Origin of the sequence: Bradyrhizobium sp. CCBAU 25360 (assembly GCF_028128695.1) — a bacterium.
In the GTDB taxonomy this organism is placed as follows: domain Bacteria; phylum Pseudomonadota; class Alphaproteobacteria; order Rhizobiales; family Xanthobacteraceae; genus Bradyrhizobium; species Bradyrhizobium ottawaense.
The window spans coordinates 190,941-205,164 of the sequence record NZ_LBJA01000043.1; the positions used below are offsets into that span (position 1 = coordinate 190,941).

Sequence of the window (14,224 nt, forward strand, 5' to 3'; positions counted from 1 at the left end):
CCACAAAGCCGACTGCGACGCTACCGTCATCGCGATCGTCGCCACGAGACGGCAGCGAGCATTGGCGACGTAGCACGCCGCTCAGCGCCCCCAGCGGTCCGACCAGATCTTCTCGCCGATCAGGCAGTTGACGCGCGGCTCCTTGTCGGCGACGGGCATCACGGGGCGCTCCGGCGTGCGGCCGGCGACCTCCATCAGCAGCTTGGTGCGGATCGCCTCCTTGAACTTGTCGCGGTCCTTGATCGTGATGACGAAGGAGCCCGGACCGCCGATGACGCAGTCCTCGTAGTAGAAATCGAGATTGTCGATATCCATGGTCGAATAGGACGGCTCCTTGACCATGATCGGCAGGCCGTTGATGACGACGCCCTTCTCCAGCGCGGCGTCGCGCGCCACCGTGACCGGACCGCCATTGTTGTTGGGGCCGTCGCCGGAAATGTCGATCACACGGCGCAGGCCCCGATAGGGATCCTCGTCGAACAGCGGCATCGCGAACGTGATCGCACCGGAGATCGAGGTGCGCGAGGCGCGCCGGATCGGCGTCTTCATGATCTCGGCGGCGACTGCATCCGCCGTCTCCGGGCCGTCGATCAGCCGCCAGGGAATGATGATCTTCTGGTCGCTCGAGGCGGCCCACTCGAAATAGGTCACCGCGATCCGGCCGTTCGGTCCGAGCTTCAGCGCCTGAAGAAATTCCTTCGACTGGATCGCCTGCGCATAGCCTTCGCGCTGGATCGCGAGCTCGTCCATGTCCATGGAGTAGGACACGTCGACCGCGAGGATCAGCTCGACGTCGACCGTCTGCGCGTCCCTGTCGGCCGCAAACCGCTGCGGCTGGTTCTTTGGCGGTTCAAATTTTGGTCCTGGTGCCGCGATGCCCGCGACGTCCCCTCCGGCAAACATGCCGGCAACCAGCACAGCCCCGATCGAGAACAGCAAACGCATCGCAGTCTCCCGTCGTATGACGCGATGGTGACATGCAATCGCCGAGCCGCAAAGGGCGAAGATCGCTTGCGCTTCACATTCGAGTTAGGAAGCTGCGGGTCGGGACTGTGCACGCCCTTGCGCGAAGCTGCCGCCGTGTTGCCGCGCTCGCGCCGATGGAACGCGCCAGATTGCTCGCATCATCGGGGCTCGCGTTGCGCAAAGCCGGAACGACGAGCCGCGGGAGAGAGCGCCCCACCTACTTGTCCGGCCCGATTTCCATGCTAGGTTGGCCATACAGATGGGGATGGAGTCCCCCGATAACCGCCCGCCGGTCGATGACCGTGGTGGGCTGATGACTCCTGCTTGAGGAGGGGCAAACTTTGGGCCTCTGCCTTCGGCGGGAGCATGGACAAACCCGCCGATGGCGGGTTTTTTGTTGTCTGGCGACGAAAGCCGGGAGAAGGCGAAGACGTGACGACGACGACACCGAATGCTGCACGTAGCGCCCTACCCAGGGGGATCTGGGTGCTCGGCTTCGTCTCGATGCTGATGGACATCTCCTCCGAGATGATCCACGCGCTCCTGCCGGTCTATCTCGTCACCGTGCTCGGCGCTTCCACGCTCACCGTCGGCTTCATCGAGGGCATCGCGGAGGCGACGGCCTCGATCACCAAGATCTTTTCCGGCGCATTGTCCGACTGGCTCGGCCGGCGCAAGCTGCTCGCAGCGCTCGGCTACGGGCTCGCGGCCTTCACCAAACCGCTGTTCCCGCTTGCCCCCAGCGTCGGATGGCTGGTGGCGGCGCGCTTCATCGACCGCGTCGGCAAGGGCATTCGCGGCGCGCCGCGCGATGCGCTGATCGCCGATATCGCGCCTCGCGGCCTGCGCGGGGCGAGCTTTGGCCTGCGGCAATCGCTCGACACCATCGGCGCCTTCGTCGGACCGCTCGTGGCGATCGGCCTGATGTGGTGGACCGCTGACAATTTTACCGCGGTGTTCTGGGTGGCGGTGCTGCCGGCCTTCTTGTCGTTCGGCTTGATCGCGTTCGCGGTGAGCGAGCCGGAGCCGGATCCGAGCCGGGAGCCTGCAGGGAATCCGCTCAATCTCGCCGCGATGCGGCAGCTCGGCACGGTTTATTGGCGCGTCGTGGCCGTCGGCGTCGTCTTCACCCTCGCGCGCTTCAGCGAGGCTTTTTTGATCCTGCGGGCACAGAATATCGGGCTCAATGCGATGTGGGTGCCGGCGGTGCTGGTGCTGATGAACATCGTCTACGCGCTGTCGGCCTATCCGGCCGGCGTGCTCTCGGACCGGATCAACCGGACCGGCCTGCTCGCGCTCGGGCTCGTTTTCCTCGCGTGTGCCGATCTTGCGCTGGCGCTGCTGCCGAGCCTTGGCGGACTCGCACTCGGCGTCGCGCTGTGGGGGCTGCATATGGGACTGACGCAAGGCCTGCTCTCGGCCCTCGTCGCCGACGCCGCGCCGCCCAGCCTGCGCGGCACCGCGTTCGGCTATTTCAACCTGTTCACCGGCCTTGCCTTGCTGGCCGCGAGCGTGATCGCCGGCGCGCTGTGGGACGCCTATGGTCCGGCAGGAACGTTCTTTGCGGGGCTCGGCTTCGCGCTGGTCTCGCTCGTGGGACTATTGGCCGTCGGCAACGGTCTGGCAGCGGAGGACAAATGAGGATGAGAGGTCGTTCGTCGTGCTGAGCGGAGCAATCGCGATCATGGTCGGCAGCGTGCTCGGCGGCTGCGCACGCTATTTCGTTTCCGGCGTGATCGCGCGGCGGCTGGGCGAGACGTTTCCGTGGGGCACCATGACCATTAACGTCACCGGTGCCTTCCTGATCGGCATTTTCGGCGCGCTGGCGACCCATCCCGGCTCGGCCTTCGCCGCGCCCAATCCGTGGCTGTTCGCGGTGACGGGATTTCTCGGCTGCTACACCACGGTGTCCTCGTTCAGCCTGCAGACGCTGACGCTCGTGCGGAGCGGCGAACCGATGCATGCGCTCGGCAATGTCGTGTTCTCGGTCGGGCTCTGCCTTGCCGCCGTCAGCTGCGGTTTCCTCCTTGCGGACGGTCTGGGAGGCTAACGCGATGGCATTTGTCGAAGCGTTGGCCAGGCCGCGGCTTCACCTCGCCCCGCTTGCGGGGAGAGGTCGGAATCTGCGTGAAACGCAGATTCCGGGCGAGGGGGACTCTCCGCGAGTCCAACTGCCACCTCCCTCGTGGAGAGCCCCCCTCACCCCGACCCTCTCCCCGCGCGCGGGGAGAGGGAGAAGGGCTAGAGGCCGATGAACTCTCCCGCCGAGCGCTGGCGCACTGCGATGCTTTACGGCTGGGTTGCCGCCGGCAGCATCGTCGGCGGGCTGACGCGCTATCTCGTCGGGCTCGCGCTCGACACCGGGCCGGGCTTTCCCTTCGCGACACTGTTCATCAACGCAACGGGCTCGCTGATCATCGGCTTCTACGCGACGTTGACCGGCCCCGACGGCCGTCTGCTGGCGCGGCCCGAGCACCGGCAATTCGTCATGACCGGGTTCTGCGGCGGCTACACCACCTTTTCGACCTTCAGCCTGGAGACCTTCCGCCTGTTCCACGGCGGCATGAGATACACCGCGCTCGCCTATATCGCGGCGTCGGTGATCTGCTGGCTGGTGTCGGTGTGGGCAGGCCATATGATGGCGAGCCGGTACAACCGCTTGACGAGGAACTGACCATGCAAATCCCCAATCAGGCAGTTTCGCTCCGGATCTTCATCGGCGAGAGCGACCATTTCGACGGCAAGCCGCTTTATGAAGCGATCGTGATGACCGCGCGCGAGCGGCACCTTGCCGGCGCCACCGTGCTGCGCGGCCCCATGGGCTTCGGCAAATCGAGCCGGCTGCATACGTCGAAGATCCTGCGGCTTTCTGAAGATTTACCGCTCTTGATCGAGATCGTCGACAGCGAGGACAACATCAACGCATTCCTGCCCATCCTGGATGGCATGATGTCGAGCGGGCTGATCACCTTGGAGAAGGTGCAGGTCCTGCAATATGGTGCGAAGGCCGCAGGCTGATCGCTGCGGCGGGGAACCCGAGCCCGCCGTGTCCGGGAGGCGGAATGAACAACACTGTCACCAAGCCGAAGCCGCGGACCAGGACCAAGGTCGAGCGGCCGAAGCTGCACAAGGTCATCCTGATCAACGACGACTACACGCCGCGCGAATTCGTCACCATGATCCTGAAGGCCGAATTCCGCATGACCGAGGATCAGGCCTACAAGGTGATGATCACCGCCCACAAGCTCGGCGCCTGCGTCGTCGCCGTGTTCACCAGGGACGTCGCCGAGACCAAGGCCACCCGCGCCACCGACGCCGGCCGCGCCAAGGGCTATCCGCTGCTGTTCACGACGGAGCCGGAGGAATAGGGCACGCGGCTCCCATGATCTGGCCGCCAGCTACTTCAAATTTCCAAAGACCTTGCTGAACTCCGGAAGCTGCAGCCTTCGCTTCTCCTCCCGTCCTCCCGGTATTTCACGCCATCACAACCGGTGTCTCCTCGCCGAGCCCGTACACGCGCTGCGCCTTGGAAAATCCCGCGATCGGAAATTCGCCGAGCTCGCGCCAGTCGTGGCGGCAGACATTGGCAAAACCTTCCGAGGCAACGACGGTCCGCCCCAGGCGGCCCGTGATCTTCTCGAGCCTTGCGGCAAGGTTCACGGCGGGACCAATGCAGGTGAAGTCGAGGCGGTTGCCGCCGCCGATATTGCCGTAGAGGATGTTGCCGACGTGCAGCGCGACGCCGAAGCGGAAGCGCTCGACGGCCTCGCCAACCGGAAAGGCCAGCGCCTCGACGCTGGCGCGGGACTCGCGCGCCGCTTCCAGCACGCGCGTGCAGACATGGGCGGCATCGCCGACATATTCGTCGATCGGGAACACAGCGAGCAGGCCGTCGCCCATGAATTTCAGCACTTCGCCGCCATGGCCGCGGATCGCAGTGACCTGACAGTCGAAATAGTGATTGAGGATCTCGACCACGGTCTCGGCCGGCAGCCGGTCCGACAGCGCGGTGAAGCCGCGCAGATCCGACAGCCAGATCGCGGCCTGCATGGTGTCATTGTGACCGCGGCGGATCTGGCCGCCGAGGATGCGCGCGCCGGCGCGGTTGCCGACATAGGTGTCGAGCAGCATCTCGGCGGTGCGGCGCAGGCTGATGATCTCGCTGACGCGCGCCAGCGGCGTCACGATGGAGCGGATCGCCGCGATGTGGTCGTCGGTGAAGCCGCCGGGATGCCGTGTCACCCAGCTCGTCGCGTGGACCGAGCCGTCGAGAAACGGCATCGGCACCGCGATGTAGTCGGTCGCTCCTTCGGCGCGCAGGTCGTCGAGGATCGGAAACCGCTTGTTGTCGGGATCGCCGATGCGCCCCCTGACCTCGATCCCCTGCTCGAACACGATGCGGAGCGGGCTCGCGGCGAATTCGGGCGTATCGAGGATCTCGAAATCGACGGTGCCGACCTCGACCTCCTCGCCCTGCCGCCAGATGAAGTTGCGGCCGAAGATCTCCGGATGCAGCGTGCGGATGAAGATGCCGAACCGCCACAGCGGCAGGCCGGCGTCGACCAGATGCTCGCAGACGTCCGCGATCATCTCGGCCGGGGTGCCTGACGACCGCGCGCCGTCGATCAGCCAGTTGGTGATGCGCTGGAGCTCGGAGCTTTGCATGCCCGCATTTGCGGACGAAGTTGTAGCGCCGTCAAGCTGCGCGGTGGGCTAGTACCGCGACATCAACGCCCCACCTGCCCGCGATCGCGCAAAAAGTGGTCGGCGAGCACGCAGGCCATCATGGCTTCGCCGACGGGGACGGCGCGGATGCCGACGCAGGGGTCGTGACGGCCTTTCGTGAAGATTTCGGTCTCGGCCCCCTTGCGATCGACGGTGAGACGCGGCTGCAGGATCGACGAGGTCGGCTTCACCGCGAAACGCACCACCACCGGCTGCCCCGTGGAGATGCCGCCCAGCACGCCGCCGGCATGGTTGGACAAAAAGCGCGTGCCGTCATTGCCGGTGCGCATCTCGTCGGCATTCTCCTCGCCGGTCAATTCCGCCGCGCCGAAACCGGCGCCGATCTCGACGCCCTTCACCGCGTTGATGGTCATCATCGCGCCCGCCAGATCGGAATCGAGCTTGGCGTAGATCGGCGCGCCAAGGCCGGCCGGCACGCCTTCGGCGACCACCTCGATCACCGCGCCGATCGAGGAGCCGCTCTTGCGGATGCCGTCGAGATAGGTCTCGAAGAACGCGGCCTTGTCCTTGTCCGGGCAGAAGAACGGGTTTCTTGCGATCTCGTCCCAGTCCCACTTCGCACGGTCGATCTTGTGCGGGCCGATCTGCACCAGCGCGCCGCGCACCTTCACGTCGGGCAGCACCTTGCGCGCGATGGCACCGGCGGCAACGCGCGTCGCGGTCTCGCGCGCCGAGGAGCGGCCGCCGCCGCGATAATCGCGCAGGCCGTATTTGGCCTCATAGGTGAAGTCGGCGTGACCGGGCCGAAACTTGTCCTTGATCTCGGAATAGTCCTTGGAGCGCTGGTCGGTGTTCTCGATCAGGAGCCCGATCGGCGTGCCGGTCGTCACCTGCACGCCGGTCTCCGGATGCGCCATCACGCCGGAGAGGATCTTGACCTGGTCCGGCTCCTGGCGCTGGGTGGTGAAGCGCGACTGGCCCGGCCGGCGGCGATCGAGGTCCTGCTGGATGTCGGCCTCGGTGAGCGGGATCATGGGCGGACAGCCGTCGACCACGCAGCCGATTGCCACCCCATGGCTCTCGCCGAAAGTGGTGACGCGGAACATGTGGCCGAAGGTGTTGAAGGACATCGCTGCTCGCTGGCTCGGTTCCGGCGTGTGGTAACGCGCCCTCGATGGAGGGTCAAATGCGTACCACATTCGTCATGGCCGGGCTTGTCCCGGCCATCCACGTTCTAGCTGCCGCGAGCGCGAAAGTCCGTGGATGCCCGGGACAAGCCCGGGCATGACGGCGGAGATTGGGGCGGCACCGTTAGCTATGCTTCTCCAGCCGGCCGTCGCGGAACACGTAGACGGCGCCCTGCTCGATATAGAGCTCGGCGGCACTGACGGGGGTCTCCAGGCCGAGTGACACCATCAGGGCCCGGCAGGTCCCGCCATGGGCGACCGCGACGATGTCGGTCCGCAGCTGGTCGTACCAGGCGCGAACGCGGACCTGCACGTCGGCATAGGTCTCCCCGCCGTCGGGGCCGACCGTCCATTTGTCGGCGAGGCGTCTGGCATAGACGCCGGGATCCTTCGCCTCGCTCTCGGCCAACGTCAGACCTTCCCAGACGCCATAGCCGATCTCGCGCAGGCGATCGTCGAGCGCGTAATCCGCCACCGGCAGCTCTAACTTGGCGCGCGCGAGTTCCATGGTCTGGCGCGCACGGCCGAGCGGGCTCGACACATAGGGTAACGCCGCCTTGTCGCGGCCCTCGCGCTTGAACAGATCGGCGAGAATGCTGCCGGCCTGCACGGCCTGACCGCGTCCACGCGCGTTCAGCGGAACGTCCTTGGTGCCCTGAAGCCTCCCGAGCGCATTCCACTCGGTCTCACCATGGCGAAGGTAATAGATCGTGGGCACGGGCATTCCGGATTTGAGGCTAGTCCTTGCCGCCGAACGAGATGTCCGGCGCGTCCGGGCGCTTCATGCCGAGCACGTGATAGCCGGAATCGACGTGATGCACTTCGCCGGTGACGCCGCGCGAGAGGTCGGAGAGGAAATACAGCGCACTGCCGCCGACGTCCTCGGTCGACACGTTGCGCCGCATCGGCGCGTTGGCCTCGTTCCACTTCAGGATATAGCGGAAGTCGCCGATGCCGGACGCCGCGAGCGTCTTGATCGGACCTGCCGAGATCGCATTGACGCGGATGTTCTTCTCGCCGAGGTCGGCGGCGAGATAGCGCACGCTGGCCTCCAGCGCCGCCTTGGCGACGCCCATCACGTTGTAATGCGGCATCCACTTCTCGGCGCCGTAATAGCTGAGCGTGATCAGCGAGCCGCCGTCGGTCATCAGCTTCTCGGCGCGCTGCGCCACGGCCGTGAACGAGTAGCAGGAGATCAGCATCGACTTGGAGAAATTCTCCTGCGTGGTGTCGACGTAGCGGCCGTCGAGCTGCTCGCCATAGGCGATCGCGTGCACCAGAAAGTCGATCTTGCCCCACTTCTCCTTCAGCACCGCGAAGGCCGCGTCGATGGTCGCCGCATCCGTGACGTCGCAATGGCCGAGCACGAGACCATCGATCTCGGCGGCGAGCGGCTCGACGCGCTTCTTCAGCGCATCGCCCTGATAGGTAAAGGCGAGCTCGGCGCCGGCGGCGTGGCATGCCTTGGCGATGCCCCAGGCGATCGAGCGGTTGTTGGCAACGCCGAGGACCACTCCGCGCTTTCCTTGCATCAGACCCGAATTCTGCGCCATTTTTGAACGTCCCGTCGAACTCTTGGTGAGGTCTGGAGGTACACCAGCCCTCCCCTGCGGTACAGCCCTAATACGCCGCGTTAACGCTGTTTCGAGCGCCGGAATAGCCGTTCCGTTCGGGTGTTATGATCGCTATAGGCGCTCGCGCCTGATACCAGGACGTCAAGACCGCAATGAGTGCGTTTCGCCAGAGTGTGGAAGCCATGATCCCGGCGTTGCGCCGCTACGCCCGCGCGCTCACGCGCGACGCGGACGCGGCCGACGATCTGGTGCAGGACACGCTGGTGCGAGCACTGCGTTCGGAGCGATTGTTTCTCGGAGGCGACGTCAGGAGCTGGCTCTACACGATCCTGACCAACCTCAACAAGAACCGGCGGCGCTCGCTGGCGAGGCGGCCGCAGTTCATGCAGCTGACGGAGAACAACCCGGATGCCAGCGGCACCGAAGCCGAAGGACGCGACATCGAGAGGGCGCTGGCGACGCTCGTCGAGGAGCAACGCTCGGTGTTGCTCCTCGTGATGCTGGAAGGCATGAGCTACCGCGAGGTCGCCGACATCCAGGGCGTGCCGATCGGCACCGTGATGTCGCGCCTCGCCCGTGCCCGCGCCCACGTCAAGGCCTCGCTGGAGGGCGAGCGCCCGACGCTCAGGCGGGTGAAATGATGGCAGGGTTGATGCATCGCGTGTCATCCGCCAGCAGCATGAAGATGAGCTACGCGACGTCGAGCTTTGAACGACATTTAAGGCCACAGAGCCAGAGACGATTGATATGAACGACCGCAATATCCCAGTGACCGAGGACGAACTGCACGCCTATGTCGACGGCGAGCTGCCGGCCGAGCGCCGCGCCGACGTCGAGGCCTGGCTCGCCGCCCATCCTGAAGAGGCCGAGCGCGTGCAGTCCTGGCGCGCCATGGCGGAGATGCTGCACGCCCGCTACGATGCCGTCGCCCAGGAGCCGGTGCCGGCCCGGCTGGAGCTCGAGCGGCTGGAACGCCGCCCGCGGCAATGGCTCTATGGCGCCGCGGCGGCCGTGCTGGTCGCCTTCGTCGCCGGCGGCGCCGCCGGCTGGGTCGGGCATGGCGCCGCCAATGCCCCCTCCACCTTCCGGAGCTTTACCGCGGACGCGCTCGACGCCCACCGCCTCTATGTCGTGGAGGTCCGCCACCCCGTCGAGGTCGGCGGCAATGAGCGCGACCACCTGCAGGCCTGGCTGACCCGGCGCTGCGGCTGGACCGTGTTCGCGCCGAACCTGGAGGCGAGCGGACTGAAGCTCGTCGGCGGCCGGCTGTTGCCGGGACCGAACGGTCCGGCCTCGTTCCTGATGTATGAGGGCGCCTCGGGCGAGCGCTACACGATCTACACCGCCAAGACCGAGAATGGTGCGACGCAAATGCGCTACGCCAAAACGGACAAGGACGGCGCGCTGTTCTGGGCCGAGCGCGGCGTCGGCTACGTCGTCAGCGGCGGCGGTGATCGCGACCGGCTGACCCGGGTGGCGCAGGCGGTGTATGATCAGGCCGAGAAAAACGGCACCTAGACAGCCGCTCGAGGGCGGTGCCTAGATTCCGTCATTGAAAATTTGGAATGAAGACATCGGCGCGTCTCATTATCGCACCGGATGATCACGCGAAAATGAGCAGCGTTCGATCCGCCGATCGACGCGGGCGGCCTCGATTGGGGTTTTTGGTACCGCGCTGGTCCCCCTCTCGAGGCCGCACCTTTTTATCGGCTGCCCCGCCGGGCAACCGACACGTCTCGAACGTCAGCGTCGAAGCGCGAGCCGCGCTTCAGGCGTATGTTGAGCATCATCCTTTTGGGAAGAGAATGCTCCGATCGTCGGGATGACTCGGCTAGCGCCCTAGCCGAGCCCGCTACGTGGATTGTAGGGGTGTTGGTCCCGCCACTTCTCCATCAATGCTTCAAGCTCGGCGTCGTTCCCGTCCGGTAGCATAATCCTGATGGTGACGAAGAGATCCCCGGTTCCGCCAGATTTCGGCAATCCCTTACCTTTGAGGCGGAAGGTCCGGCCACTGGAGGTATTTTTCGGAACCGAAAGCTCCACGGCATTGCCGAGGGTGGGCACGCGGACCTTGGCTCCGAGCACCGCCTCGTAGAGCGTCACCGGCAGATCGATCCGCAAGTCGGCGCCCTCGACCTTGAAGTGGGCGTGCGGCGCGATGTTGATGGTGATCAGGAGATCGCCGGGCGGATGGCCCTGCGCGGACTCGCCCTGTCCCCGGAGCCGGATCTGCTGGCCCTCAGTGACGCCGGCCGGAATCTTGACGTTGAGCTCCTTGCCTGTCGGCAGCCGGACGCGCTTCTCGCCGCCCTTGACCGACTCTTCCAGCGAGACGGACATGGCGACATTCACGTCGAGATCGAGCCCGACGCCGCCGGTGTCGAATTCGAACTGCCCGGCGCCGCCGGCCCCAGGCCGGGCGCCGCGCATCCCGCCGCCGAACATGCTGTTGAGGATATCCTCGAACGCGCCGCCGCCCTGGCCGGGGCCGCCGCCGGAGCGGAACGTATAGCTTTCGAACCCGCCGGGGCCGGCGCGGCCGCGCGGCCCGCCACCGCCCGGAAAACCCTGGAAGCGCGGCTTGCCGTCGGCGTCGATCTCGCCGCGGTCGAACTGCTTGCGCTTGTCCTCGTCGCCGATGATCTCGTTCGCCGAGTTGATCTCGGAGAAGCGTTCGGCGGCCTTGGGGTCGTCCTTGTTGCTGTCGGGATGATGCTTCTTGGCAAGCTTGCGATAGGCGCTCTTGATCGCGGCAGCGCTGGCGCTCCGCGGCACCCCCAAGACCTCATAGGGGTCGCGCATCCGTCACGTCTCCTTCAAGAAATCGAATTGTTCAAAGGGCTCCCCGCCCCACCTGCAATCCATGTGGGGAGAGAGTGGCATTTTTGCAACTAGGGGCGCGCGCCGAATCCTAGCTCCGCCACGGCTTTAGCGTATGAATCTCCCAACGGCCACGGGTGCTTTGGCAGCCGGCGCCCTGGAGCCAGCTTTCGGTCGCCCCGTTGACGTAGCTCGCCAGGAAATCGCGGCATTTGCGGCCGTCCTCGGCGGCATAGGACTGCGCGATCGGCGTCACCGAACCGCGCGCGCCGGTCTCCGGATTCTCCCAATGCTGGCTGGAATCCCTGTCGCCCTTGCTGAGGACGTCGGAGGCGGCGTTGCGGGCGAAGGCGAGATCGGTCTCGGTGGGCGGGGCGTCCTTCGCCGGCCGCGCGATCGAACCGGTGAGGTCGCTGTCGTCGGCCCTGGCGTAGGCACTCTTGTCATTGCGGGAAAAGCTGCATCCTCCGGCACCGAGCCCGATGAGAATGATCGTCATGACAAAGCCGGACGGCCGGATCGCCGATAGGCCAACGCGTCCCCATGCCCTATATAGGGCGGTAGCGGACGACAACGCGTTTTGGGCCGCGGGACGCAACTCGGACTCCAGACATGACCGACACGACCTCGATGAAACACCAGACACCCTTAACATCCGGTGATTTCACCGCCGCCGACGAGCCATTTGCATTGTTCGAGGCCTGGCTGAACGAGGCGATCAAGAGCGAGCCGAACGATCCGAACGCCATGGCGCTCGCAACCGTCGACCCCGACGGCTTGCCTGACGTGCGCATGGTGCTGATGAAAGGCTTCGATACCGAGGGTTTTGTCTTCTACAGCCACATCGCCAGCCAGAAGGGCCGCGAACTCGCCGCAAATCCTAAGGCAGCGTTACTTTTTCACTGGAAGTCGCTGCGCCGTCAGGTCCGCATCCGCGGCAACGTGACGCCGGTGACCGAGGCCGAGGCCGACGCCTATTTCGCCACCCGGCCCAAGCAGGCCCAGATCGGCGCCTGGGCGAGCAAGCAGTCGCAGGAGCTGGAAAGCCGCTTCGCCTTCGAGCAGGCGATCGCGAAGGTCGCGGCCAGATACGTCATCGGCGAAGTGCCGCGGCCGCCGGGCTGGAGCGGCTGGCGCATCACGCCCTCGCGGATCGAGTTCTGGCACGACCGCCCGTTCCGCTTGCACGACCGCATCGAATTTCGCCGTGACGCGGCGGGCCAGAAGTGGTCCAAGACGCGGATGTACCCCTAAGCTTTAGGCCGACCTGAAAGATGTCCATGCCGCATTCGTCCAATGCGCCGCGCCGCACACTGCTCCTGACCGGAGCAAGCCGCGGCATCGGCCACGCCACCGTGATCCGCTTCTCCTCGGCGGGCTGGCGCGTCATCACCTGCTCGCGGCATCCGTTTCCGGAGGACTGCCCGTGGGACGCGGGGCCCGAGGACCACATCCAGGTCGACCTCGCCGACCCCGCGGATACCACGCGCGCGATTTCCGACATCCGCAACCGGCTCGAAGGCGGCACGCTGCATGCGCTGGTCAACAATGCCGCGATCTCGCCGAAGGGCGCGGGCGGCTCCAGGCTCGGCTCGGTCGACACCGATCTCGACACCTGGACGCACGTCTTCCATGTCAACTTCTTCGCGCCGATCATGATGGCGCGCGGGCTGATCGAGGAATTGAAGGCGGCCAAGGGCTCGGTCGTGAACGTCACCTCGATCGCGGGCTCGCGCGTGCACCCGTTTGCGGGCGCCGCCTACGCCACGTCGAAGGCCGCGCTCGCATCGCTGACGCGCGAGATGGCCTCCGATTTCGGCCGCGTCGGCGTCCGCGTCAACGCCATCGCACCGGGCGAGATCGACACCTCGATCCTGTCGCCCGGCACCGAGAAGATCGTCGAGCAGCAGATCCCGATGCACCGGCTCGGCACGCCCGACGAAGTGGCCAAGATCATCTACGTGCTGTGCACGGACACCTCGTCCTACGTCAACGGCGCCGAGATCCACATCAACGGCGGCCAGCACGTGTAGTCCGTTCGCGTCATTGCAGTGACGCAACAAGGGCGACAACCTCGCTCTCTCGTGTCCCGGACGCGTTGCGGCACGCAGTGACGCTGCGCAGAGCCGGGATCCAGGGGCGGCTCGGCACGCGGCGAGGTGGGTCCCGACTCTGCAGCGCACCGTCCACCCGGACGATGCTTCGCATCGCCGGGATGACGCTGCGCTGCGTCCGGGGCACGAGAACGGAGTGTGGCGCACATTGCGATGCTCCAGCGCACATCCCAGCGGCGGTGCCGTAGGGCAAAGGCGCATGGCGCCGTGCCCACCAATTTCTCCAACATCACGATAGAAGAACGTGGGCACGCTGCGCTTTGCCCACCCTACGATATCGAGTTTGTGGCACGCAGCTCAAGTAGCAGACACGGCATCGCGGCCTCGCGGCGCAATTCGCCCGAGCTTTGCCTGGTCTCGCTACCCTCTAAATCCAAGAGGGCGCAGGGAAGGCCGGGTGCCCAGCTCGCACCCGCGGTCTGCTGCGCAATAGGCACACGCAGAAGAACCGCACAGCAGCATACAGGTGTGGCCAATCACTCGGCCTTCCCTGCGCAGTGGCTGGACGGCTTATGCCGTGATCTCCCGGGAGCCGACCATTCATTCTGGCCACCCTCGCCCCGCGAATTGATGATGCAGTCTGCCCGGTTGGGCTCGCTCGCACCTTCGCAGGACTTGACCGTAGCAACGACGGCCAGGACCACACGGTTTTGCCGTACGCACGGCCCGCCATTTCGCCGCAGTTCCCGAGCCCTGTCGACAAAGCCGGAAACTTACAGACGAGACGAAGCCTGACAGCGCCGCTCGTCGCACGAAGCCTCGGGCTCACAGGGACACCCCGCCCTGCCCGCGCCTCTCGTGCCGACGCTGCCGCGTCCACCGCAAGCCCGGCTCGCGATGCGTGACGACACATGATCGCCCCTCTTGGTGAGCCGGG

16 protein-coding genes and 1 riboswitch are annotated in these 14,224 nt (G+C 65.9%); of the genes, 9 read left to right on the forward strand and 7 right to left on the reverse strand.

All coding sequences use genetic code 11. From position 1 onward, the window contains the following. Window positions 1-81 precede the first annotated feature (81 nt). Window positions 82-945: a DUF1194 domain-containing protein gene (locus XH81_RS27865; RefSeq protein ID WP_028144196.1), complete on the reverse strand. Its 864-nt coding sequence runs from the start codon at window positions 943-945 to the stop codon at window positions 82-84. Between the two features lie 273 nt (window positions 946-1,218). Further along, a riboswitch (Fluoride riboswitch) is annotated at window positions 1,219-1,296 on the forward strand. Window positions 1,297-1,398: 102 nt separating this feature from the next. Here XH81_RS27865 and XH81_RS27870 point away from each other — a divergent pair. From XH81_RS27870 to clpS, 5 genes are all read left to right on the forward strand, one after another. Continuing rightward, window positions 1,399-2,607, forward strand: a complete 1,209-nt coding sequence (locus XH81_RS27870; protein WP_028144195.1) for an MFS transporter — start codon at window positions 1,399-1,401, stop codon at window positions 2,605-2,607. A 19-nt stretch (window positions 2,608-2,626) separates the two neighbouring features. Continuing rightward, window positions 2,627-3,016: a fluoride efflux transporter CrcB gene (gene crcB, locus XH81_RS27875; protein ID WP_028144194.1), complete on the forward strand. Its 390-nt coding sequence runs from the start codon at window positions 2,627-2,629 to the stop codon at window positions 3,014-3,016. A 201-nt stretch (window positions 3,017-3,217) separates the two neighbouring features. Further along, window positions 3,218-3,640, forward strand: a complete 423-nt coding sequence (crcB, locus tag XH81_RS27880) for a fluoride efflux transporter CrcB (protein ID WP_028144193.1) — start codon at window positions 3,218-3,220, stop codon at window positions 3,638-3,640. Window positions 3,641-3,642: 2 nt separating this feature from the next. After that, window positions 3,643-3,984 (forward strand): DUF190 domain-containing protein, encoded by a 342-nt coding sequence (locus XH81_RS27885; RefSeq protein WP_028144192.1) that lies wholly within the window; start codon window positions 3,643-3,645, stop codon window positions 3,982-3,984. Window positions 3,985-4,028: 44 nt separating this feature from the next. Further along, entirely contained in the window at window positions 4,029-4,334 is a 306-nt protein-coding gene (gene clpS / locus XH81_RS27890) for an ATP-dependent Clp protease adapter ClpS (RefSeq protein WP_028144191.1), read from the forward strand. 106 nt (window positions 4,335-4,440) lie between these two features. Here clpS and XH81_RS27895 read toward each other — a convergent pair whose 3' ends face one another. The 4 genes from XH81_RS27895 to fabI form a co-directional block, all read right to left on the reverse strand. Next, window positions 4,441-5,631, reverse strand: a complete 1,191-nt coding sequence (locus tag XH81_RS27895; RefSeq protein ID WP_028144190.1) for an adenylate/guanylate cyclase domain-containing protein — start codon at window positions 5,629-5,631, stop codon at window positions 4,441-4,443. A 62-nt stretch (window positions 5,632-5,693) separates the two neighbouring features. Further along, window positions 5,694-6,782 carry a chorismate synthase gene (gene aroC, locus XH81_RS27900; protein ID WP_028144189.1) on the reverse strand — a complete coding sequence of 363 codons (1,089 nt, stop codon included), beginning with the start codon at window positions 6,780-6,782 and terminating at the stop codon, window positions 5,694-5,696. A 181-nt stretch (window positions 6,783-6,963) separates the two neighbouring features. Beyond that, the gene (locus XH81_RS27905; RefSeq protein ID WP_028144188.1) at window positions 6,964-7,563 is read right to left on the reverse strand and encodes a histidine phosphatase family protein; all 600 of its coding nucleotides are present in this window, start codon (window positions 7,561-7,563) and stop codon (window positions 6,964-6,966) included. A gap of 13 nt (window positions 7,564-7,576) precedes the next feature. Further along, a complete protein-coding gene (fabI, locus tag XH81_RS27910; protein ID WP_028144187.1) occupies window positions 7,577-8,392 on the reverse strand; it encodes an enoyl-ACP reductase FabI in 816 nt (271 codons plus the stop codon). 173 nt (window positions 8,393-8,565) lie between these two features. On the opposite strand from fabI, the gene XH81_RS27915 reads away from it, so the two are divergent. Together XH81_RS27915 and XH81_RS27920 are read left to right on the forward strand one after the other, a co-directional pair. Next, window positions 8,566-9,054 (forward strand): RNA polymerase sigma factor, encoded by a 489-nt coding sequence (locus tag XH81_RS27915; RefSeq protein ID WP_028144186.1) that lies wholly within the window; start codon window positions 8,566-8,568, stop codon window positions 9,052-9,054. Between the two features lie 106 nt (window positions 9,055-9,160). After that, window positions 9,161-9,931 carry an anti-sigma factor family protein gene (locus XH81_RS27920; protein WP_028144185.1) on the forward strand — a complete coding sequence of 257 codons (771 nt, stop codon included), beginning with the start codon at window positions 9,161-9,163 and terminating at the stop codon, window positions 9,929-9,931. Window positions 9,932-10,252: 321 nt separating this feature from the next. Here XH81_RS27920 and XH81_RS27925 read toward each other — a convergent pair whose 3' ends face one another. After that, window positions 10,253-11,215: a DnaJ C-terminal domain-containing protein gene (locus tag XH81_RS27925; RefSeq protein ID WP_028144184.1), complete on the reverse strand. Its 963-nt coding sequence runs from the start codon at window positions 11,213-11,215 to the stop codon at window positions 10,253-10,255. Window positions 11,216-11,324: 109 nt separating this feature from the next. Then, window positions 11,325-11,732 carry an RT0821/Lpp0805 family surface protein gene (locus XH81_RS27930; protein ID WP_028144183.1) on the reverse strand — a complete coding sequence of 136 codons (408 nt, stop codon included), beginning with the start codon at window positions 11,730-11,732 and terminating at the stop codon, window positions 11,325-11,327. Between the two features lie 113 nt (window positions 11,733-11,845). On the opposite strand from XH81_RS27930, the gene pdxH reads away from it, so the two are divergent. Then, window positions 11,846-12,487, forward strand: coding sequence for a pyridoxamine 5'-phosphate oxidase (gene pdxH, locus XH81_RS27935; protein WP_018322567.1), 642 nt, complete (start codon window positions 11,846-11,848; stop codon window positions 12,485-12,487). A 26-nt stretch (window positions 12,488-12,513) separates the two neighbouring features. Beyond that, window positions 12,514-13,266, forward strand: a complete 753-nt coding sequence (locus XH81_RS27940) for an SDR family NAD(P)-dependent oxidoreductase (protein ID WP_028144182.1) — start codon at window positions 12,514-12,516, stop codon at window positions 13,264-13,266. The last annotated feature ends 958 nt before the right edge of the window (window positions 13,267-14,224 follow it).

Excerpts from the sequence above, each read along its gene's own strand:
- XH81_RS27865 (WP_028144196.1), bottom strand. The coding sequence starts at position 945 with ATGCGTTTGCTGTTCTCGATCGGGGCTGTGCTGGTTGCCGGCATGTTT.
- crcB (WP_028144193.1), top strand. The coding sequence starts at position 3,218 with ATGAACTCTCCCGCCGAGCGCTGGCGCACTGCGATGCTTTACGGCTGG.
- XH81_RS27885 (WP_028144192.1), top strand. The coding sequence starts at position 3,643 with ATGCAAATCCCCAATCAGGCAGTTTCGCTCCGGATCTTCATCGGCGAG.
- clpS (WP_028144191.1), top strand. The coding sequence starts at position 4,029 with ATGAACAACACTGTCACCAAGCCGAAGCCGCGGACCAGGACCAAGGTC.
- XH81_RS27895 (WP_028144190.1), bottom strand. The coding sequence starts at position 5,631 with ATGCAAAGCTCCGAGCTCCAGCGCATCACCAACTGGCTGATCGACGGC.
- aroC (WP_028144189.1), bottom strand. The coding sequence starts at position 6,782 with ATGTCCTTCAACACCTTCGGCCACATGTTCCGCGTCACCACTTTCGGC.
- XH81_RS27905 (WP_028144188.1), bottom strand. The coding sequence starts at position 7,563 with ATGCCCGTGCCCACGATCTATTACCTTCGCCATGGTGAGACCGAGTGG.
- fabI (WP_028144187.1), bottom strand. The coding sequence starts at position 8,392 with ATGGCGCAGAATTCGGGTCTGATGCAAGGAAAGCGCGGAGTGGTCCTC.
- XH81_RS27915 (WP_028144186.1), top strand. The coding sequence starts at position 8,566 with ATGAGTGCGTTTCGCCAGAGTGTGGAAGCCATGATCCCGGCGTTGCGC.
- XH81_RS27920 (WP_028144185.1), top strand. The coding sequence starts at position 9,161 with ATGAACGACCGCAATATCCCAGTGACCGAGGACGAACTGCACGCCTAT.
- XH81_RS27925 (WP_028144184.1), bottom strand. The coding sequence starts at position 11,215 with ATGCGCGACCCCTATGAGGTCTTGGGGGTGCCGCGGAGCGCCAGCGCT.
- XH81_RS27930 (WP_028144183.1), bottom strand. The coding sequence starts at position 11,732 with ATGACGATCATTCTCATCGGGCTCGGTGCCGGAGGATGCAGCTTTTCC.
- pdxH (WP_018322567.1), top strand. The coding sequence starts at position 11,846 with ATGACCGACACGACCTCGATGAAACACCAGACACCCTTAACATCCGGT.
- XH81_RS27940 (WP_028144182.1), top strand. The coding sequence starts at position 12,514 with ATGCCGCATTCGTCCAATGCGCCGCGCCGCACACTGCTCCTGACCGGA.